21 protein-coding genes and 1 pseudogene are annotated in these 19,471 nt (G+C 69.1%); 17 read left to right on the top strand and 5 right to left on the bottom strand.

Going from position 1 to position 19,471, the window contains the following annotated elements; translation table 11 throughout:
- The first annotated feature begins 592 nt into the window (after positions 1 to 592).
- The 4 genes and pseudogenes from PARJ55_RS0117820 (at position 593) to PARJ55_RS24365 (ending at position 2,562) form a co-directional block, all read left to right on the top strand.
- Positions 593 to 1,639: an ornithine cyclodeaminase gene (locus PARJ55_RS0117820; RefSeq protein WP_198019381.1), complete on the top strand. Its 1,047-nt coding sequence runs from the start codon at positions 593 to 595 to the stop codon at positions 1,637 to 1,639.
- 9 nt (positions 1,640 to 1,648) lie between these two features.
- The gene (locus PARJ55_RS24835) at positions 1,649 to 1,909 is read left to right on the top strand and encodes a hypothetical protein (protein ID WP_198019380.1); all 261 of its coding nucleotides are present in this window, start codon (positions 1,649 to 1,651) and stop codon (positions 1,907 to 1,909) included.
- Positions 1,828 to 2,004 (top strand): annotated as a pseudogene (locus PARJ55_RS24885) (LysR family transcriptional regulator); the annotation flags it as partial. The gene PARJ55_RS24835 and the pseudogene PARJ55_RS24885, both read left to right, overlap by 82 nt.
- 141 nt (positions 2,005 to 2,145) lie before the next feature.
- Positions 2,146 to 2,562, top strand: a complete 417-nt coding sequence (locus PARJ55_RS24365) for a hypothetical protein (RefSeq protein ID WP_198019379.1) — start codon at positions 2,146 to 2,148, stop codon at positions 2,560 to 2,562.
- Positions 2,563 to 2,681: 119 nt separating this feature from the next.
- Here PARJ55_RS24365 and PARJ55_RS0117805 read toward each other — a convergent pair whose 3' ends face one another.
- From PARJ55_RS0117805 to PARJ55_RS0117795, 3 genes are all read right to left on the bottom strand, one after another.
- Positions 2,682 to 4,415 carry a BCCT family transporter gene (locus PARJ55_RS0117805; RefSeq protein WP_084637903.1) on the bottom strand — a complete coding sequence of 578 codons (1,734 nt, stop codon included), beginning with the start codon at positions 4,413 to 4,415 and terminating at the stop codon, positions 2,682 to 2,684.
- Between the two features lie 208 nt (positions 4,416 to 4,623).
- Positions 4,624 to 5,670 (bottom strand): sulfotransferase, encoded by a 1,047-nt coding sequence (locus PARJ55_RS0117800; RefSeq protein WP_028714253.1) that lies wholly within the window; start codon positions 5,668 to 5,670, stop codon positions 4,624 to 4,626.
- A gap of 22 nt (positions 5,671 to 5,692) precedes the next feature.
- Positions 5,693 to 6,283: a TetR/AcrR family transcriptional regulator gene (locus PARJ55_RS0117795; RefSeq protein ID WP_028714252.1), complete on the bottom strand. Its 591-nt coding sequence runs from the start codon at positions 6,281 to 6,283 to the stop codon at positions 5,693 to 5,695.
- Positions 6,284 to 6,374: 91 nt separating this feature from the next.
- Between PARJ55_RS0117795 and PARJ55_RS0117790 the strand changes: the two genes are divergently transcribed.
- The 4 genes from PARJ55_RS0117790 to PARJ55_RS0117775 are packed head-to-tail and all read left to right on the top strand — an operon-like array spanning position 6,375 to position 10,340.
- Positions 6,375 to 7,361, top strand: a complete 987-nt coding sequence (locus tag PARJ55_RS0117790; RefSeq protein WP_028714251.1) for a 3-oxoacyl-[acyl-carrier-protein] synthase III C-terminal domain-containing protein — start codon at positions 6,375 to 6,377, stop codon at positions 7,359 to 7,361.
- Positions 7,361 to 8,293 carry an NAD(P)-dependent oxidoreductase gene (locus tag PARJ55_RS0117785; RefSeq protein ID WP_028714250.1) on the top strand — a complete coding sequence of 311 codons (933 nt, stop codon included), beginning with the start codon at positions 7,361 to 7,363 and terminating at the stop codon, positions 8,291 to 8,293. Before PARJ55_RS0117790 ends, PARJ55_RS0117785 begins: the two co-directional genes overlap by 1 nt.
- Positions 8,281 to 9,063, top strand: coding sequence for an MBL fold metallo-hydrolase (locus PARJ55_RS0117780; RefSeq protein ID WP_028714249.1), 783 nt, complete (start codon positions 8,281 to 8,283; stop codon positions 9,061 to 9,063). Before PARJ55_RS0117785 ends, PARJ55_RS0117780 begins: the two co-directional genes overlap by 13 nt.
- Positions 9,060 to 10,340 (top strand): F390 synthetase-related protein, encoded by a 1,281-nt coding sequence (locus tag PARJ55_RS0117775; RefSeq protein ID WP_028714248.1) that lies wholly within the window; start codon positions 9,060 to 9,062, stop codon positions 10,338 to 10,340. The genes PARJ55_RS0117780 and PARJ55_RS0117775 overlap by 4 nt, the downstream gene beginning before the upstream one ends.
- Positions 10,341 to 10,972: 632 nt before the next feature.
- Here the strand turns inward: PARJ55_RS0117775 and PARJ55_RS22470 are convergent.
- Entirely contained in the window at positions 10,973 to 11,230 is a 258-nt protein-coding gene (locus PARJ55_RS22470) for a hypothetical protein (protein ID WP_036698908.1), read from the bottom strand.
- A gap of 334 nt (positions 11,231 to 11,564) precedes the next feature.
- Here PARJ55_RS22470 and PARJ55_RS0117765 point away from each other — a divergent pair, with 334 nt between their 5' ends.
- The 7 genes from PARJ55_RS0117765 (at position 11,565) to PARJ55_RS0117735 (ending at position 16,645) form a co-directional block, all read left to right on the top strand.
- Positions 11,565 to 12,650 (top strand): sensor histidine kinase, encoded by a 1,086-nt coding sequence (locus tag PARJ55_RS0117765; RefSeq protein ID WP_028714247.1) that lies wholly within the window; start codon positions 11,565 to 11,567, stop codon positions 12,648 to 12,650.
- A 262-nt stretch (positions 12,651 to 12,912) separates the two neighbouring features.
- The gene (locus PARJ55_RS0117760) at positions 12,913 to 13,437 is read left to right on the top strand and encodes an Hsp20 family protein (protein ID WP_028714246.1); all 525 of its coding nucleotides are present in this window, start codon (positions 12,913 to 12,915) and stop codon (positions 13,435 to 13,437) included.
- Between the two features lie 261 nt (positions 13,438 to 13,698).
- Entirely contained in the window at positions 13,699 to 14,379 is a 681-nt protein-coding gene (locus PARJ55_RS0117755) for a phosphatidylserine decarboxylase (RefSeq protein WP_028714245.1), read from the top strand.
- Positions 14,379 to 15,122, top strand: a complete 744-nt coding sequence (gene pssA, locus PARJ55_RS0117750; protein ID WP_028714244.1) for a CDP-diacylglycerol--serine O-phosphatidyltransferase — start codon at positions 14,379 to 14,381, stop codon at positions 15,120 to 15,122. Before PARJ55_RS0117755 ends, pssA begins: the two co-directional genes overlap by 1 nt.
- Before the next feature lie 9 nt (positions 15,123 to 15,131).
- Positions 15,132 to 15,752, top strand: coding sequence for a class I SAM-dependent methyltransferase (locus PARJ55_RS0117745; protein WP_028714243.1), 621 nt, complete (start codon positions 15,132 to 15,134; stop codon positions 15,750 to 15,752).
- 39 nt (positions 15,753 to 15,791) lie between these two features.
- Complete coding sequence (locus PARJ55_RS0117740) at positions 15,792 to 16,175, top strand: DUF4186 domain-containing protein (RefSeq protein WP_028714242.1); 384 nt, start codon at positions 15,792 to 15,794, stop codon at positions 16,173 to 16,175.
- Positions 16,172 to 16,645, top strand: a complete 474-nt coding sequence (locus PARJ55_RS0117735) for an aminoacyl-tRNA deacylase (protein ID WP_028714241.1) — start codon at positions 16,172 to 16,174, stop codon at positions 16,643 to 16,645. Before PARJ55_RS0117740 ends, PARJ55_RS0117735 begins: the two co-directional genes overlap by 4 nt.
- A gap of 66 nt (positions 16,646 to 16,711) precedes the next feature.
- Here the strand turns inward: PARJ55_RS0117735 and PARJ55_RS23475 are convergent, their stop codons facing one another.
- Complete coding sequence (locus PARJ55_RS23475) at positions 16,712 to 17,023, bottom strand: transcriptional repressor (RefSeq protein ID WP_232215739.1); 312 nt, start codon at positions 17,021 to 17,023, stop codon at positions 16,712 to 16,714.
- Between the two features lie 137 nt (positions 17,024 to 17,160).
- Between PARJ55_RS23475 and PARJ55_RS22465 the strand changes: the two genes are divergently transcribed.
- Together PARJ55_RS22465 and PARJ55_RS0117725 are read left to right on the top strand one after the other, a co-directional pair.
- Positions 17,161 to 18,393, top strand: coding sequence for an SRPBCC family protein (locus tag PARJ55_RS22465; protein ID WP_051416337.1), 1,233 nt, complete (start codon positions 17,161 to 17,163; stop codon positions 18,391 to 18,393).
- A gap of 11 nt (positions 18,394 to 18,404) precedes the next feature.
- Positions 18,405 to 19,427 (top strand): hybrid-cluster NAD(P)-dependent oxidoreductase, encoded by a 1,023-nt coding sequence (locus PARJ55_RS0117725; protein ID WP_232215738.1) that lies wholly within the window; start codon positions 18,405 to 18,407, stop codon positions 19,425 to 19,427.
- Positions 19,428 to 19,471: the final 44 nt, after the last annotated feature.

The following is a 19,471-nucleotide window of genomic DNA, read 5'->3' as shown; positions in this document are numbered from 1 at the left end:
AGCTTTGGCCGCCTGACCTCGGCCGTCCGTCGGTAGCCCGGTGGCACCGAGAAGGTCATCATCTTCGCAACCGTGTCACGCGAGATGTTGAACACCCGCGCCGCTTCCCGCTGGCTCATGCCTTCCGCGCAAGCCTGGCGAACTCTCAGATATAGGTCCACGCTGTAAATCCTCACGCCCTCCCTGCCGCCGCAGAAAGGGAATAGGTGGACGACTTTTACGCCGCCCGCAGCAGCACCAAGCCACCGCTACCGTGGACGAATTTCTCACCGCCGTTCTCAGGGGCTGGAGGCGGCTTCCAGCTCGACCAGCTTCCTCGCCTCCTATACCTACCGGCTGCAACAGGGCGCCTATCTGCAATCGGCGATCACCTATATCGACAACCCGACGCTGGCCCCGGTCCGGCCTTCGGCGCTCAACGCAAGCGTCAACCTGACGCTGGTGTTCTAGGGAACGCGGCATCTTCGTCCCGTTCCGCCGCCCGATGCCCTAGAATGAAACCTCCCGATGACCTTGCGACGGGCCATCGGGACAGGTTTGAAGATCGCTCGTCATCGATCAGATCCGAAACCCACCCAGGATGATGTTCGCCATGCTCTTGCCGGATCGTGCCCGTGTCCCCTTCGTCAGCGTCGAAAACATGGCGAGGCTGGTGCATTCCATCGGACTGCCGCTGGCACTCGAGGAACTGGCGGCCTGCATCGAGGCCGACTTCCTGCGCTGGGACGAGTTCGACAAGACGCCGCGCCTTGCCTCCCATTCCGCGGAGGGGGTGATTGAGCTGATGCCGATCTCGGAACGGCGGCACTATGCGTTCAAATATGTGAACGGACATCCCGTCAACCAGCGGCGGGGACTGCAGACGGTGGTGGCCTTCGGCGCCCTGTCCGAGGTGGCATCCGGCTATCCGTTGCTGATGGCCGAGATGACGCTGCTGACCGCGCTTCGGACGGCGGCGATGTCCGCGGTCGCCACGCGCGCGCTGGCGTGCAAGGACGCGCGGGTTCTGGCGCTGATCGGCAACGGCGCCCAGGCCGAATTCCAGGCCATCGCCCTGCAGACGATCTGCGGCATCGACCGGGTCCGGCTCTACGACATCGACCCGGCGGCAACCCGCAAGGCGGCGGCGAACCTGCGGGCCGCGGGGCTTTCGGTGACCGAATGCCGCACCGCCCATGACGCCGTCGAGGGTGCCGACATCGTCACCACCTGCACCGCGGACAAGAAATGCGCGACGATCCTGACGGACAACATGGTCGGCGCGGGGATGCATGTGAACGCCATCGGCGGCGATTGCCCCGGCAAGACCGAGCTGCACCGCGACATCCTGCTGCGCTCGGACGTCTTCGTGGAATTTTCCGAACAGACCCGGATCGAGGGCGAAATCCAGCAGATGCCGGAGGATTTCCCGGTGACCGAGCTATGGCAGGTCCTGTCCGGCCGGTGTCCCGGTCGCCTGTCCGATCAGCAGATCACGCTGTTCGATGGCGTCGGTTTTGCCATCGAGGATTTCAGCGCCTTGCGCTATGTCCATGCTCGCGTGCAGGGCACCGATTTCTTCGACCGGCTCGATCTGCTGGCCGATCCCGACGATCCCCGCGATCTCTATGGCATGTGGCGACGGCTCCGCCCCGGATGAAATCGGGCGGTGGCGGATGTCCCAGACCGGCGTGATGTCCAGGAAGGTTTCGGGCTTCCAGCCCATCTGCTCGGTCTGGTGCGGCTCGAACAGGTGGAGCTGCGGCGCGCCCAGCCCTTTTTCGCCCGGGCAAAGGCCCGCCGGCTCCGCCTGGCCAGGATTTCGCCCCGCCGGGTCGGAAAGAAGCCCTGCCGCGCGCTGGACCCGCCGCTGGTCGAGCTGTCGCCCCGGTTGCGGCTGACGCCAGTCACGCGCAGCTCATCGCCCTGATCCGCGTCTGCGAGTTCGAGAACTTCACCCTCGCTGCACGGTCGCTGGAGCTGTCGCAGCCGACGGTTCACCGCGCCATCTCGCAGCTTGAGCAAGAGGCAGGGCGGCCCCTGTTCCAGCGCACCCCCTTCGGCCTCGTCGCCAGCCGGGCCGCGCGCGACCTGCCGCAGGCCGCAAGGCTGGCCTTTCACGAGCTGGAGCAGGCGGTCGGCAAGATCGTCATCGGCGCGCTGCCGATGTCGCGTTCGGTCCTGCTGCCCGGTGCGCTGGCCGCCTTTCGGCGACGGCGCGCGATCCAGCCCGTGCATGTGGTCGATGCCTTTTTCATGGATGCCGGGGTGGCGCCGGCCAACAGCATCATCGAGGCAGGCTCGATCCTGCTGATGCGCGAGATGCTGACCAAGGGCGATTTCCTCGGCTGCATTTCGGCGTTGCAGGCGGCGGCGGAAATCCGGCACGGGCTGATCCGGCGCCTTGATATGCCGGCGCGCTGGACGCCGCGGCCGATCGGCTGTGCATCGCCGACAGCTGGCCGGGTCAGATGCGTACGGTCTGGGCCGACCACCAGCGTTTCATGGAGACCTGTTTCCAGCAATATCCGGGCTATTACTTCACCGGCGACGGCTGCCGGCTCCCACCCGTCAGCAGGCTGACCGCGCGGCCTCCTGCGCGGCCACGGGTGAACCGGGTATCCGCCAGCCGGCATCCCACCGGTCGGTGCCGTCGGAACGGACAGGCCAGGGCCCGCCCGCTCCGCTACGGCGCGGCCGGGTCAGGCAAGCTCTCGCCGTTCCCCGATCAGGCCCTTGACGATGGCCCAGCAGGCGCCCAGCAGCACCAGCGTGAAAGGCAGCCCGGTCGAGACCGCCATCGCCTGCAGGGCCGTCAGCCCGCCGCCCAGCAGAAGCGCGATGGCGACCAGCCCCTCGAAGCTGCACCAGAAGATGCGCTGCGGCATCGGCGCGTGGATCTTGCCGCCCGCCGCGATGGTGTCGATCACCAGCGACCCCGAGTCCGAAGAGGTCACGAAGAAGACGATGACCAGGATGATGCCCACGAAGCTGGTGATCGCGGTCAGCGGCAGCTGCGACAGCATCTGGAACAGCTGCAATTCCAGCGCCGCCTCGGTCACGCCGGAAAAGCCCGCCAGCGTGACCGAGATCGCCGTGCCGCCGAATGCGGTCATCCACAGCACCGAGATGATCGAGGGCACGATCAGCACCGCGACCAGGAACTGCCGCACGGTGCGGCCGCGGCTGACGCGGGCGATGAACATGCCGACAAAGGGCGACCAGCTGATCCACCAGGCCCAGTAAAAGGCCGTCCAGCCCTGCCGGAAATTGTCGTCGTCGCGCCCGAACGGGTTCGACAGCGGCAGGATGTTCGCGGCATAGGCGCCCAGGTTGCCGAAGAAGCCGCTGACGATCTGGGCCGTCGGCCCGGCGAAGATCACGAAGCACAGCAGGATAAGGGCCAGCACCATGTTGATCTCGGACAGGCGCTTGACGCCCTTTTCCACGCCCAGCACCACCGAGGTCGTCGCCACGGCGGTGATCGCGATGATCAGCACGATCTTTGAGGTGTCGGTGGCGCTCCAACCGAACAGGAAGCCGAAGCCGGCCGAAGCCTGCTCGGCCCCGATTCCCAGCGATGTGGCCAGCCCGAACAGCGTCGCCATCACCGCCATCACGTCGATGACATGGCCCGGCCAGCCCCAGATCCTGTCGCCGAAGATCGGATGAAAGACCGAGCGCAGCGTGAGCGGCAGCCCCTTGTTATAGGCAAACAGCGCCAGAGCCAGCGCGACCACGGCATAGATCGCCCAGGGGTGCAGGCCCCAGTGGAAGATCGTCGCGGCCATCGCCAGCCGGCGGGCGGCAAGCTCATCCCCCGCCGCGCCGTCCAGCGGCGCCCAGTCGGTGCGCAGCCCGCCCTCGACCACCGGTCCGCCCAGGGCGGCGGTGAAATGACCCAGCGGCTCGCTGACGCCGTAGAACATCAGCCCGATCCCCATTCCCGCGGCGAACAGCATCGAGAACCAGCCGGTCAGGCTGAAATCGGGCCTGGCTTCGGGCCCGCCCAGCCGGACCGAGCCCAGAGGCGACAGGATCAGCCCCAGGCTGAGCAGCACGAAGACATTGCCGGCGATCAGGAAGAACCAGTCGAACCGGCCGGTCACCATGTCCCGCAAGCCGCCGAAGAACGGCCCGAGCACGGCGGGAAACATCAGCGTGACGGCGGTGAACACCACCACCGTCGCGGCCGAGATCACGAAGACCGGGTTGTGGATGTCGAAGGCGACCAGCTTGACGCCCTCGATATTGTCCTGGCCGATCTCGTAATCGGTGGTGATGATCTCGGTCGGTCCTTCGGGCTGCGGCAGGGCCTCGATGCTGGTATCGGGGTCGTGATGGCCGGCCAATGCCTCCTGTTCTCGCAGGAGGTCGCCGGGATCGTCCTCGTGGCCTTGGCCGATGGGTTTGTCCTGTGCGGGTGTCTGTGACATGCGTCCCTTTCTCTTTTGCGGATCGATCGGGCGCCGAAGACTTCGACTCGGCGCGAAAAGCGCCTGAAGGGCCGAAGTTTCCACAATTTTCCCGCGAATGCCATCCCGCTGCCGTGATCCGCGCTGGCGATTGCGCGGCCCCGGGATGCCCCGGCGCCATCGCGTCGCGGCGGGTGGCGCGCCAAGGCCGCCCGCCGGCCGTGGCGGATCACCCTTGCAGGCGGGCGGCCCCGGCGGACAAGCCCGAGGCATAGGCGGCCAGCGCCGCTTCGCCGGGGGCGCAGGCGCGCTCCAGCTCATGGCGCTCGTCGGCGGACAGGGCGGCAAGGCGCGACGGGCGCTGCTGCGGCATGCCTGCCGTCCGGTCCAGCCATGCGGCGGGCGCGCCGGCGTCCAGATGCAGCCCCAGCCTTTCGATCCAGATGCCCGGTTCCCGGCACAGATCCTCGTAGCGCAGGATCAGCGGGCGGGCGCCCTGCAGGCCCCGCAGGCCGCGGACCATCACCGCCGACCAGAAGGCCCCGGTCTCGGCAAGGCCGGGCCGCTGCGAGACGATGCGGCGGACGCCGGAACGCCCGCCGACCGCGGCGACCAGCGGCCATAGCGCGCCGCGCCCGAAATGCCGGCGCGGGTGCAGCAGGTCGAGGCCCAGGGGCCCGAGCCGCCGCCAGCACCAGATCGCCAGCCGCGCCGCCGGATAGTCGCGCATCGACAGCGCCGTCTCGGGCCCGCTGCGGGTCAGCAGCACCAGCGCCGCATCGGGAAACATGCCGCGCAGCGTCGCCGCGGCGACGAGAGAGCCGCCCGACCGCTCGGCCCAGATCCTGCGGCCGCCGATCTGCTGCGCCATCGCCTGGAAGAGCGCCCGATAATGCGCGGCCAGCGGGGCCTGGGGCCGCCGGCGCATCTGCGCGGCCAGCGCGGCGAACAGGGCGTCGGGGTCGCGGCTCAGATGCGGCAGCGCGACGGCAAGGATCGGCGGGCAATGCCAGGGGTCATGCGCGGGCTGCGGAACCCGGCCGTAAAGGAATTCCGACGGCGCGGCATCCGGATTGGCCACCTGCGACATGGCGCGCGACGGCGTGGCCATCTGCGCCCAGAACCGTGCCCCATCCAGATGCGCCGGGCGAAAGGCGTTATGCCCCGCGGCGGCGAAAAGCTCCGAGACCGACAGGACGGCCGGATGCGCGTTCAGGATCTGCGACACCAGGGTCGAGCCGCAGCGGGCCGAGCCCAGGATCAGCGCGCCGCGCATGGCCGGTGCCGCAGCGCAGGCATCACTCGGCCCCGGCGCGGATAGCGGCGATCATGCGCTCGACCGCCGCATGCGCCAGGTCCATGGGCTTTTGCTTGGTGATGAGGTCCAGCCGGTCGATGGCCGCCAGCGCCACGATGCCATGCACCGAAAGCAGCAGCTGCTCGGCCAGCAGGCGCGGGTCGCCCTTGGGCTGCAAGGCCGCGACCGGCTGGGTGATGCGGCCGATCAGCCCGTCGATCTGCGCCAGATACCAGTCGGGAAAATTGTTCGAGATGCGCGGTCCCTCGAACAGCGCGCGCCAGACCGCGCGGCGATCCAGCATGAAGGTCACATAGACCTCGGCCAGCGCCAGCAGCCGCGCGCGCGGATCGGTCTCGCGCACCGCATCCACGGCGATGGCCAGATCGACCAGCGCCTGCCGGTTCACCTCCTGCAGCACCGCGCTCATGCTGTCGAAGAGGTTGTAGATGGTGCCGGGCGTGGTCTTGACCGCACTCGCCAGGGCGCGGGCGGTCAGCGCCGCCGGTCCGCCCTCTTCCAGAAGCAGCTTGGCCGCCTCGATCGTGCGGGTCCGCAGGGCGTCGTGATCGTATTGTCTGGGTCTGGCCATGGCGTTCCTGAACTGTGTTCAAAAATATGCTTGACAGGAATCGCCGCGCTTGTCAACGTTAATGAACATTGTTCAGTAATGGTGCCTCAAGATGCCTCCGATCAACCTCACGATCATCGGGACCGGCAGCTACCTGCCCCGCACGGTCCTGCTTTCGACCGATATCGACGACCGCATGGGCTGGGCGCCGGGCGAATGCGAAGCGCGCTTCGGCATCGCCTCGCGCCATGTCGCCATGCCGGACGAGACGACCTCGTTCATGGGCGCCGAGGCGGCGCGCCGGGCGATGGAGATGGCCGGCTGCGCGCCGCGGGACCTGGACATGATCCTGGGCGCCTGCGGGGTGATGGAGCAGCCGATCCCCTCGACCGCGACGCTGGTGCAGGATCGCCTGGGGCTGGGCCGGTCCGGCATTCCGGCCTTCGACGTGAATGCCACCTGCCTCAGCTTCCTGCAGGCGCTGGACCTTGCGGCGATGCATGTCCAATGCGGCCGGGCGCGGCGGGTGCTGGTGTTTTCCTCGGACATCGCCTCGGTCGGGCTGGACTGGAAGCGGCCCGAGGCCGCGGCGATCTTCGGCGACGGCGCCGCGGCCGTGGTGGTCGAGGCGGGCGGCAAGGGCGCGGTTCTGGCGCATGATTTCCAGACCTATGCCCATGGCCACGACGCCTGCGTGCTGGCGGCCGGCGGCACGCGGGTCAATCCGGCCCGCGGCATCGCGCCGGGCGAGGACCGCTTTCACATGGACGGGGGCAAGGCCTTCAAGCTTGCCTTGCGCTATCTGCCGCGCTTTCTGCAAAGGCTGCTGAAAAAGGCCGATGTCGGGCTGAACGGCATCGGCTGCGTCATCCCGCATCAGGCCAGCGCCCAGGCGCTGCAGCACGCGACCCGCAACCTGTGGCTGCCGCCCGAGCGGGTGATCGACATCTTTTCCCGCGCCGGCAACCAGATCGCCGCCTCGATCCCGACGGCGCTGGATCATGCGGTGCGCTCGGGGCGGCTGGTGCGTGGGGATACCGCGCTGCTGATGGGGACCTCGGCCGGGATTTCGCTCGGCGGTACGCTGGTGCGGTTCTGATGCGCGCGCTGGTGACAGGGGCCAGCGGCTGCCTGGGCCGCGCGCTGGTCGAGCAATTGTCGCTCCATGGCTGGGATGTCGGCACCACCGCGCGCCAGCCCGTGGCGCTGCCCGGCTTTCGCGCCGCCGATCTGGTCCGCGCCGATCTGGGCCCGCTGCTGGACGGCATCGATGTGGTATTCCACTGCGCCGCGCTGAGCTCCGCCTGGGGCACGCGGGAGGAGTTCCATGCCGCGAACGTGCTGGCGACCCGGCGGCTGCTGGAGGCCGCCGAAAGGGCAGGGGTCATGCGCTTCGTCCTTGCTTCCTCGCCCAGCATCTATGCCGACGGCACCGACAGGCTGGACCTGGCCGAGGATGCGCCGCTGCCGGCCCGGCCGTTGTCGCTTTACGCCGAAAGCAAGCGCGAGGCCGAGCGGATGGTGCTGGCCCATGCCGGTGCCATGGCCTGCACGGCGATCCGTCCGCGCGCCATCTACGGCCGCCACGACCGGGCGCTGCTGCCGCGCCTGATCGAGGCCATGCGCCGCGGCCGGGTGCCGATGATCCGCGGCGGCCGGGCGCTGATCGACCTGACGCATCGCCACGATGCGGCGCGGGGGATGATCCTGGCCGCCTCGGGCCCGCGCGGCGGGGTGTGGAACATCACCTCGGGCGAGGCTTTCCGGTTCCGCGACCTGGCCGAGATCATCGCGCATCGCGGCGGGCTGCGCCTGCGCGGCATGCCGTTGCCGCACGGGCTGGCGCGCTGGCTGGCCGGGGCCTCCGAGCGGCTGGCGCGGATGCGCGGCGGGGCCGAGCCCCGGCTGACCCTGCAGGCCGTGGCCTCGCTGGGCAGCAGCCTGACGCTGGACATCTCGGCCGCGCGCCGGGATCTGGGCTATCGGCCGCGGGTGGGGTTCGAGGAAGGGGTGGCGGAATGCTTCGCCTGACCACGCTGAAGATCGGCGAATGCCGCGCCCCGGCCTGGGCTGCCGGGCTGCCCGGCCCAGGCTTTGCGCGGTTTCCGGCGCTGGCGACGCTGATCCAGACCGAAAGCGCCTGCGTGCTGGTCGATACCGGCTACGGCCCCGCCTTTTTCGCCGCGACGCGCGGCTTTCCGGCGCGGTTCTATCGCTGGCTGACCCCTGTCCGGCTGCCGGGGCAGGAGCAGTTGCTGCGCCAATTGCCGCGCCTGCCGGATCTGGTGTTCCTGACCCATATGCATGCCGACCACAGCGCCGGGCTGATCGACCTGCCGGCCGGCATTCCGGTCATGGCTTCGGCCGCGGCGATTGCCGAGCTGCGGACGCTCGGCGATCTGGCCAGCCTGCGCGCTGCCTGTCCGCCGCTTCTGCGCGACGCGATCCTGGCGCGCGATCCGCAGAGGGTCGAGGCGCGGCCGGCGGTCCCCACCGGCCTGCCCGAATTCCCGCAAGGCCACGACCTGCTGGGCGACGGTCGGCTGATCGCCGTGCCGCTGCCCGGCCACGGCGCCGGCCAGACGGGGCTGTGGCTGCCCGGGGCCGCGCGCTTCCTGGTCGCCGATGCCGCCTATGGCCGGGCGCCGTTGCGCCGAAACCGGCCGCCGCCCGGCCCGGTGCTGGCGCGCCTGGGCGATGCCGCCGCCTATCGCCGGACCTTCGCGCGGCTGCGCGCCCTGATGCAGCGCCGTCCCGACATCGCCATCGACCCGTCGCATTGCCCCGAGACCGCACCATGAGCCTGACCGCCTTCCTGCACAGCCGCCATGGCCGCGGCTTCGCGTCTCGCGCCCGGATCGAGGCGCATCACGCTGCCGCCTTCCGCCGGTTCAGCGCGCAGGTCATGCCGCGCTCGCCCTTCTATCGCGGCATGGCCGACCGGCCGCTGGAGGCGCTGCCGCGCATGGACAAGGCGCGGCTGATGGCGCATTTCTCGGCCATCAACACCTGCGGCATCGACCGCGACAGGGCGATGCAGATCGCCATCCGCGCCGAGGCCAGCCGCGATTTCCGTCCGCTGATCGGCGATGTCTCGGTCGGGCTGTCCACCGGCACCTCGGGCCAGCGCGGGCTGTTTCTGGCGACGCCGCGGGAAAGGCGGCTCTGGGCCGCGATCATGCTGGGGCGCTACTGGCCGGAACTGTGGCGGCGCCAGCGCGTGGCCTTTTTCATGCGCGCCGACAATGCGCTGTATCGCAGCCTGTCGAATGCGCTGGTCCGCTTTGCCTTCTTCGACCTGCTGTCGCCTTTCGAGGCGCATCTGCCCCGGCTGGCCGAACTGAACCCCAGCGTGCTGATCGCGCCCGCGCGCATCCTGGCATTGCTGGCCGAACGGCAGGCGGCGGGCGGGCTGGCCCTGGCGCCGCGCCGGGTGATCTCGGTCGCCGAGACGCTGTCGCCCGAGGATGCGGCGCTGATCGAACGCGCCTTCGGCATTCGCGTCGATCAGGTCTATCAGGCGACCGAGGGCGTTCTGGCGATGACCTGCCGGCTGGGCCACCTGCACCTGAATGAACGCTGGCTGCGCATCGACCGCGACGTGATCGACAGGGCCACGGGCGCGTTCTGTCCGATCGTCCACGATTTCACCCGCGAAAGCCTGCCGATCCTGAACTATCGGCTGGACGACGTGCTGATCCCCGATCCCGAGCCTTGCCCCTGCGGCTGCGCCAGCCAGCGCATCGCCCGGATCGAGGGCCGCGAGGACGACATGCTGTGGTGGACCTCGGCCACGGGTCCGCGTCTGGTCACTTCCGAGGCGATCCGCACCGCCATCGCCTGCCTGCCGCAGGCGCTGCGGGACTATCGGGTCATCCAGCGCGGCGCGGTGCTGCATCTCTGGCTGGACGGCGCGGCTTGGGGAACCGAGGCGGCGCTGCGCACCGGCCTTGCCGCCATGGCGCGGCGCCTGGGCTGTGCGTTGCCCGAGCTGGCCTTTCACCACGGCCTGCCGCCCGAAACCGGCGCCAAGCGCCGCCGGATCAGGGTCGAGCCGGAGACGCCGGTCTCCCGGTGACGGGATCGGACTGGCCGGTGCCCTGCCTCCGGCTTTGCGCGCAGATGCGGCCCCGGGGATCGAGAATCGCGAGATCAACCTGGTTTCGGGTCCGGTCATGGCGGGCAGGGTGTTGCAGGGCGCCTTGGACCGCCGCGCGGACCTGCAGAGGATCCGGGCGGCGGCGCTACGCCGATGTTCAGCATCTATTTCTCGCGGCCCGTAACCGCGTCGTTGCGGTGGACGGCGGGGGCCCGGGCTGGTTCAGCCTGTTCGCGGCGATCACCACCGTTCCTTTCTGCGCGCGGTCGGAACTGCCGGCTCGCCGGCCGGGCTTCGGCTTGCAAGCAGCCGGCTGGTCTGGGGTGTGCTTTGAGCTTCATGCATTTCCTGCTGCTGGCGCGCTGGGGCGGCGATCCTGCGCGTGACCGCCTAGGTGGCGTTGCTGGCCGCAGGACCTTGCCAGCCGCCCGCGCATACCGCCCGGACCGGCATCGCAAGGCGCCAATGACCGGCGCCCGCGCCCCCTCCGGCTGCCGGTTCTCCCTTGGCCAGCCGCGGGGTTGGGCCTGAAAGGCGCCTGCGACGCTCTCCCCGCCGGGCATGGTTCCGGTCGCCCGGCCCTCAGGACAGGTGGCGGCCGCGCCGGTGGTTCATTCCGCCGGCTCTGCAGGCGGCGGCGCGGTTTCGGGCGGCGCGGTTCCGGTTTCGGTGCCGGTTCCGGCGGGGGCGGGCTCGGTGATCTCGTCCACGGGGCCCGGCACCTGGCCGGGAATCTCGGGATTGCTGGTCTCGTCGTCGAACCACCACAGGAAGGCGGCGATCACCACCAGCACGACGGCGATGATCCCGATGATCGGGACAAGGTGGCGGCGTTTCTGCTTTTCCAGATTCGTGCGTGGTGCGGACATTGCGGGTCTCCTCGTGATGTATCGGACGTCCCTCGGCTTGCATCGGGAAAGGAACCTGCCGGAGGGCCAGGTTGTTCCCTCTGCGGATTGGCGCGGAGGGCGCGGCCCGATCCGGCCAAGCGGCGGCAGGGCGCATGTTGTGCCGGGTTCGCCAGAGGCTTTGCCGCCGGACGGAACCGTCCCCACGTCCGCACCGGCCGCGTCCGACATTCCTGTCACCCGCCCTCCGGAGGCGGTCCGGCCCCTGCCTGCGCAACCCGGGCGGGGGTTGTTGCGTTGCGCCGGGACGAACCCGGCGGCGGGACGGGTGCGGGTGGCACGGAAAGGTGGGGGAATGGGCGGTTCGGTGCATTTTCTGGACGGTGGCGGAGAGATGGCCCGGGCGATTCGCGCCCATGACTGGAGCAGAAACGAGCTTGGCCCGCCCGACGGCTGGCCCTCGGCGCTGAAGATCGCGGTCGGCATGGCGCTGAACTCGAAATTCCCCAAATGCATCGTCTGGGGGCCCGGGCTGGTCTCGTTGTATAATGACGCCTTCCGGCCGATCCTGGGCGACAAGGGGCATGTGCTCGCCCGCTCCTTCGCCGATATCTGGCGCGAGGCCTGGCCCGAGATCGGCCCCATCGCCGAGCGCGCCTATGCCGGCGAGGCCACCTTCATCGAGGATTTCTCGCTGGTCATCGACCGCTACGGCTATCCCGAGCAATGCCATTTCACCTTCTGCTACAGCCCGATCCGCGACGAGACCGGCGTGGTGCGCGGCATGATCGACACGGTGATCGAGACCACCGGCAAGGTCGAGGCCAGCCGCCAGATGCGGCTGCTGAACGGCGAGCTGGGCCACCGGATGAAGAACACGCTGACGGTGGTGTCGGCCATCGTCAACCAGACGCTGCAGACCCATTCGGGGCAGGAGGCGCGCGCGGTGCTGCGCCAGCGCATCGGCGCGCTGGCGCAGGCGCAATCGCTGCTGACCCAGTCCCATGCGCTGGATGCCGAGATCGGCGCCGTGGTGGAACAGGCGCTGCTGCCGTTCCGCAGCGGACAGCGGCGTTTCCGCATCGCGGGCCCTCCGGTGCGGTTGTCGGCGAAGCAGGCGCTGACGCTGGCGCTGGCGCTGAACGAGCTGGCCACCAATGCGCTGAAATACGGTGCGCTGTCGGTGCCGGGCGGCATGGTCGACCTGCATTGGAGCGGCGGGCGGCCGGGCAGCGCCGAGCCGTTCCGGCTGGTCTGGGCGGAAACGGGCGGCCCCCCGGTCGCCCCCAGCCCGGCGCGGGGCTTCGGCTCGATGATCATCGAGCAGGCGCTGGCGCAGGATTTCATGGGGGAAAGCGTGATCCGGCTGGAACCTGGCGGGCTGCGCCACGAATTGCGGACGCGGATGTGCCATATGGGCATGGACCCGGTCGCGGAATGACCGGATCGCGGCGAGAGCGGGGCGCCGCGGCAGCCCGGCCAGACGCGCCGAAGCGCCCCGGCGGGCCGGTCGCGATGCCCGAAGCGGCGCCCGGCATCCGCCCGCGGCCTCGCCGCCGGTGCCGGCGCGGCCAGGGGACTTGAATCCGGCCGATCCGGTCCTAAATCGCCTGTTGCGGGCCGCCGGGTCCGGGGCCTGCCTGCCGGGCGTCTTCCGGCAAGATCAAATGCTTGTACCCATGTTGCTCAAGGAGGATGTGGCTATGAGAACCACGTTTGACTTCACCCCGCTCTTCCGGTCGAGCGTCGGATTCGACCGGCTCCTGAACGCCCTCGAAACCGCCTCGCGCGCCAATGCGGCGGAAAGCTGGCCGCCCTATGACATCGCCCGGGAAGGCGAGGACAGCTATCGTATCAGCATGGCCGTGGCCGGTTTCCGGCAGGACGACCTTTCGCTGACGCAAGAGCGCAACATGCTGATCGTCACCGGCCGCAAGGAAGGCGACGACAAGGCCGAATACCTGCATCGCGGCATTCCCGTCCGCGGCTTCGAGCGGCGCTTCGAACTGGCCGATCACGTCAGGGTCGAGGCGGCGGAACTGCATGACGGGCTGCTGACCATCACCCTGCGGCGCGAAATCCCCGAGGAGATGAAACCGCGGCGGATCGAGATCGCCTCGACCAGGACGGTGCAGGCGGCCGAGCAGAAGCGCATCGCCTCGGACAAGCCCGCGGAGAAGGCGTCGGTCACGCCCTCCGGGAAGGCGGCGGAGACGGCTGCGGCCTGATTCCTGCGCCGCTCGGCCATCGCGGTTTCGCGTGATCGGGCCGCCGGTGCCCCCGCAGCGCCTGCGCGGCGCTGCGCGCGTCCGGGGCGTTGAACCGTGATCCCGCCGGTCGGCGCCCGCAGAGCCGGCGGCTTCATGCCGGCCCTCGCCAGGGGTTGATCGCGCATCCGCAAGGGCCACATGTATGGCAGGCTGCGCTATTGCGCGCCGGGCCAATCCCATTATGACTGGCGCGGCAGCTCAGCCCCGGGGAGAAGCCAGATGCGCATGCGCGACACCTTCATCAAGCCGATGCACCGCGAGGGCGTCCGTTTCGTGGCGATCTTTGCCGCCGTGACGCTGGTGCTGTTCCTGCTGTGGGAGCCGCTGGGCTGGATCGGCGTCGGCCTGACCATCTGGTGCTATTACTTCTTCCGCGACCCCGAGCGGGTGACGCCCGCCCGTCCCGGCCTGGTGGTCAGCCCGGCGGACGGCGTGGTCTCGCTGATCGAGCCCGCGGTGCCGCCGGCCGAGCTGGGCATGGCCGACGCGCCCCTGACCCGCGTCAGCGTGTTCATGAGCGTGTTCAACTGCCATGTGAACCGCAGCCCGGTGGCGGGCGAGGTGGTCTCGGTCGCCTATCGGCCCGGCAAGTTCTTCAACGCCTCGCTGGACAAGGCCAGCGTCGACAATGAACGCAACGGCCTGCGCATCCGCATGCAGGACGGCCGGGAACTGGCCGTGGTGCAGATCGCCGGCCTGGTCGCGCGGCGCATCGTCTGCTTCGTCAAGCCCGGCGACCGGCTGCGCACGGGCGAACGCTTCGGCCTGATCCGCTTCGGCTCGCGGCTGGACGTCTACCTGCCGCCGGGCGTGGCGCCGCTGGTCGAGATCGGCCAGACCATGGTCGCCGGCGAGACCGTCATCGCCGAACTGCCGCCGGCCGAGCGGGCGGAGGCGTGATGGAACAGCCCACCGGCCCGCAGACCGAATTCTCGCTGGTGCAGCTGCTTCCGAACATGCTGACCATCATCGCGGTCTGCGCCGGGCTGACCGCCATCCGTTTCGGGGTGCAGGGCGACTACATGCCGGCGGTGCTGCTGATCATCGGCGCGGGCATCCTGGACGGCATCGACGGACGCATCGCGCGGCTGCTGGGATCGTCCAGCAAGATGGGGGCCGAGCTGGATTCGCTGGCGGATTTCCTGAATTTCGGCGTCGCACCGCCGCTGATCCTGTATTTCTGGGCGCTGAAGGACATCCGCAGCCTGGGCTGGATCTGCGTTCTGGTCTTTGCCGTCTGCTGCGTGATCCGGCTGGCGCGGTTCAACGTTTCGAGCAAGTCCGAGGAGGCGCATCGCGACAGCGCCTATTTCGAGGGCATCCCTTCGCCCGCCGGGGCGCTTCTGGTGATGCTGCCGATGTATCTGTCCTTCGCCTTCGCCGACCGGCCGGTGCTGCCGCAGATCGTCATCTGCCTGCACATGATCTTGGTCGGCCTGCTGCTGATCAGCCGGATCCCCACCTGGTCCTTCAAGACCACGAAGATCTCGCGCGAGAACGTCAAGTTCTTCCTTGTCGGCGTGGCCTTCATCGGCGCCGCGCTGCTCAGCTTTGCCTGGATCACGCTGATCGCGCTTTGCCTGGGCTATGCCGTCATGGTGATCTGGGCCTGGATCGACCGGGACCGCCCCTCAAGCCGATAAGGAACGGCCATGGATATCGAAGCCATCCAATCCTCCTATTCCCGCTGGGCGCCGATCTATGACCGGACCTTCGGGGCGGTGACCCATATGGGCCGGCGCCGGGCGGTGGACTACATCAACCGCCGCGGCGGCAGCGTGCTCGAGGTCGGGGTGGGCACCGGGCTGTCGCTGGAACATTACGGCCCGCAGATGCAGGTCACCGGCATCGACTTCAGCCAGGACATGCTGGACAAGGCCATCGCCAAGGTGCAGCGGCTGGGCCTGAAGCAGGTGCGCGCGCTGCGGCAGATGGATGCGCGCAAGCTGGATTTCCCGGACGGGAGTTTCGACACCGTGACCGCGATGCATGTGCTGTCGGTGGTGCCCGAGCCGGAAAAGGTGATGGCCGAGATCGCGCGCGTCTGCCGGCCGGGCGGCAAGGTGGTGATCACCAACCATTTCGCCCGCGAACGCGGTGCCCTTGCCGCGCTGGAGCGGGTGTTCGCGCCGCTGGCCAACACCATCGGCTGGCATTCCGATTTCCCCATCGACAGGGTGCTGCAAGAGCGGTCGCTGGTCCTGGAAGAACGCCGGAGCCTGCCGCCGCTGGGCATGATGACCTTCCTGGTGCTGGGCAAGGTCGCGGGCTAGGGGCTTTCCGCCGCGCGCCGGGGCGGCTATGTCCGGGGCATGACGGCGCAGAACCAGATCCTCGACCGGCTGGCCCGCTCGGCCTTTCGCCGCCGCTTTCGCCTTGGCCCGAAAGAGCGCGCCTATGCCGATGCCAAGGGGCGCGAGACCATCGCCGCCCATGCCCGCGATTTCGTCGCCGCCCGGCTGGCGCCCGCCCAGCCGGCGAACGACGGCCGGCAGACGCCGATGCGCGGCCATCCGGTCTTTATCGCCCAGCACGCCACCGCCTGCTGCTGCCGGTCCTGCCTGGGGAAATGGCACGCCATCCCGCCGGGCCGGGCGCTTGGCGATGCCGAGCAGGCGCGGATCGTGGCGCTGCTGATGGGCTGGATCGACCGCGAGATGGGCTTTGCGCCGCCGCGGGACGGGACCGCCGGATGAGCACCGGCACCCCGGCCACGCAATTCCTGCGCCGGGCGAAGCTGGGCTTCCGCGCGGTCGAATACCGCTACGACCCGGGTTCCGAGCGGGTGGCGCTGCAGGCGGCCGAAGCCATCGGCCTGCCCGCCGGGCGCTTGCTCAAGACGCTGATGGTCGAGGTGGACGGGCGGCCCGCCTGCGCCGTCATTCCCGGCGACCGCAGCCTGTCGATGAAGCGCGTGGCCGCGGCCTTTGGCGGCAAGACGGCGACGATGATGCCGCCGGACAAGGCCGAGCGGCTGACCGGCTATCGCACCGGCGGCATCAGCCCCTTCGGCCAGCGCCGCCCGGTGCCGGTGATCTTCGAGGCCGAGGCCATGGGCTTCGACGAGGTGGCGGTGAACGGCGGCAAGCGCGGGCTGCTCTTGCTGCTGTCGCCGCGCGCGGCGCTGACCGCGCTTGGCGCCCGGGCCGAGCCGCTTTCGGCCTGAGAAACCGTTGAAGCGACGGGCGATCAAGGCCTGTCCGGTCTCGGATATATCCATGTTTTCGTGACTTTAGCCGCGAAGGGACGGCAAGTTCGCCCATTTGTCAGGGCAATTGGCAGCCATCGAAGTTTCATCAGGCAACAAAAACTCGATATTGATGAAATGGTCGTGATGTCCGGAACCGCTGGTTTCGAAGCGCGCGCGTCCGTCGGGGAAGCTGTGGCGCTCGATCAGGCCACAGCTTTCCAGTGTGCTGACCGATCGATAGACCGTAGCGATGGAGATCCCGGTGGCCCATGCGGATCGTTCATGCAAGGCGCGACCTGTCGCCGGATGCCCCCCGCTGACGGCTGTCCACCCCTTCCCTTCGGGCGACGGCACCAGACCTTTTCGCGGCCCGTCGGAAAGCTGACGGCCGATGTCGCATTGCTGCTGCGCCGGAACCAGGGCGCAGGACAGGATGCCCGAGAATGCCGAAATGCGCCCCCATGGGAAGGGTTATCAAGAGGTTAGCGAGAATGCTGAAAGAACGGATAGCGGGTTTGCTCGCGCAGCGCCGGCCCGGCCATTCCCTGCCCCGCGACTTCTATGTCGATGACGAGATCTTTCGCGCCGACATGCAGGCGGTGTTCGAAACCGACTGGATCTTCGCCTGCAACGTGGTCGAGATTCCGCGCCCCGGCGACTACCTGACGCTGAAGGTCGGCGACAATCCCGTCGTCGTGCTGCGCAACCGGGATGGAGAGATCGCCGCCTTTCACAACAGCTGCCGGCATCGCGGCTCGCTGATCTGCCAGAAGGAGAGGGGGCGCGCGAACCGTCTGGTCTGTCCCTATCACCAATGGGTCTACGAGTTGGACGGCAGCCTGATCAATGCCCGGCAGATGCCTGACGGTTTTGACAAGGCGGCGCACGGCCTCGCCCCGGTCCATGTCGAGGTGATCTGCGGCATGGTCTATATCTGCCTTGCCGACGAACCGCCCTCGCTGGCACGCTTCCGCGCCGGGGTCACGCCCTATATCGTCCCGCACATGCCCGACCGCACCAAGGTTGCCTTCACCTCGACCATCGTCGAGGAGGCGAACTGGAAGCTGGTGATCGAGAACAACCGCGAATGCTATCACTGCGCGGGCAACCATCCCGAGCTGCTGGTGACGCTGGTCGAATTCGCCCTGCCCGACGATCCGCTGGTCAAGGCGCAGTTCCAGGGGCTGATGGAGCGTTCCACCGCGCGCTGGGACGCGCTGGGGCTGCCCCACAAGCCCGCCGAGGGCGGCAACGAGTTCCGCTGCATCCGCCTGCCCTTCAACGAGGACTGCCTGTCCTTCACCATGGACGGCAAGCCCGCCTGCAACAAGCTGCTGGCCGATTTCACCGAGCCCGACCTGGGCTCGGTCCGCATGTTCCGGGTGCCGAACAACTGGAACCATTTCCTCTCCGACCACATCCTGCATTTCCGGGTCCTGCCGCTGTCGGCGAACCGGACCGAGGTGCGCACGACATGGCTGGTCCACGAGGATGCGGTCGAGGGCGTGGATTACGACCTGCAACGCCTGACCGAGGTCTGGCTGGCCACCAATGACGAGGATCGCGTGCTGGCCGAGAACAACCATCGCGGTATCCTGTCGCGCGCCTACCGGCCCGGCCCCTATGCGCCCTCGGAATTCATGCTGAGCAATTTCTCGGACTGGTATGCGGGCAAGATGGCGGATTTCACCGGCGGCCCGCAGGCGCGGATCGCGGCGGAGTAAGGCGCATGGACATGCAAGCCCCTTCGGCGGCCCTGCTGTCGCTGTCCTGCATCGCCGTTCGCGACGAAACGCCCACCGTCAAGACCTTCCGCCTGCGGGCAGATGGTGGCCCGGTGGGCTTCATCCCCGGTCAGGCACTGGTGCTGAAGGTGCCCCTGCCGGGCGGCCCGGTCTGGCGCAGCTTCACCATCTCGGGCGGGACCGGGGGCGATCTGGAGCTGACCATCAAGGCGCAGGCGCCGGGCGGCGCGACCCGCTGGCTGCATGACAATCTGCGCGAAGGCCGCGGCATCGAGGCCCGCCCACCGCGCGGCGCCTTCACGCTGGGGCTGCGCGACAACGACCGGCTGGCCTTCGTCTCGGGCGGCTCGGGCGCCACGCCGATGATGGCCATGCTGCGGCATCTGGCGGAGACCGATCCCGAGGCCGATCTGGCCTGGTTCCACGCCGCCCGCGATCCGGCCGAGGTGCTCTTTGCCCGCGAACTGGCCGAATTGCAGGGCCGGATGCCCAAGCTGACGGTGGCGATCAGCGTCAGCCGCGCCGCACCGGGCTGGTTCGGCTATCGCGGCCGCGTCAGCCGGGGGCGGCTGGCGAGTGCCATCCCGGATCTGGGCCGGCGACAGGTCTTCTGTTGCGGGCCGCAGGGCTTCATGCAGGAGGTCCGGCTGATCCATGCCGCCGAGGGCGGCGCGCGGGCGCAGTTCCACACCGAAAGCTTCGGCGGCGTGGCCCCCGCCGCTGCGCCCATCGCCGAAGCCGCCCCCGAAGGCCCCGGCTTCGGCCTGACCGTGAACGGCCGCGCCATCGGCATCCGCGCCGACGAGACGCTGCTACAGGCCAGCCTGCGGCAGGGCGTCATCATCCCCTGCGGCTGCGGCGAGGGCATGTGCGGCACCTGCATGGTGCAGCTGGTCTCGGGCCAAGTGGACAGCCGGCCGAATGGCGGGCTGACGCCGGAAGAGGCGGCCAAGGGCTATGTGCTGGCCTGCTCGACCCGCGCGGCGTCGGATGTCGAGATCAGGCTGGCCTGACCCCGGATCACGGTCGGATTTCTTTCCCTTCGGGTCGAAAACCT

The sequence above is a fragment of the Paracoccus sp. J55 genome, from assembly GCF_000513975.1.
Classification (GTDB): domain Bacteria; phylum Pseudomonadota; class Alphaproteobacteria; order Rhodobacterales; family Rhodobacteraceae; genus Paracoccus.
Note: the sequence above shows the minus strand (reverse complement) of the source record. Positions and strands in the feature narration are given on the sequence as shown.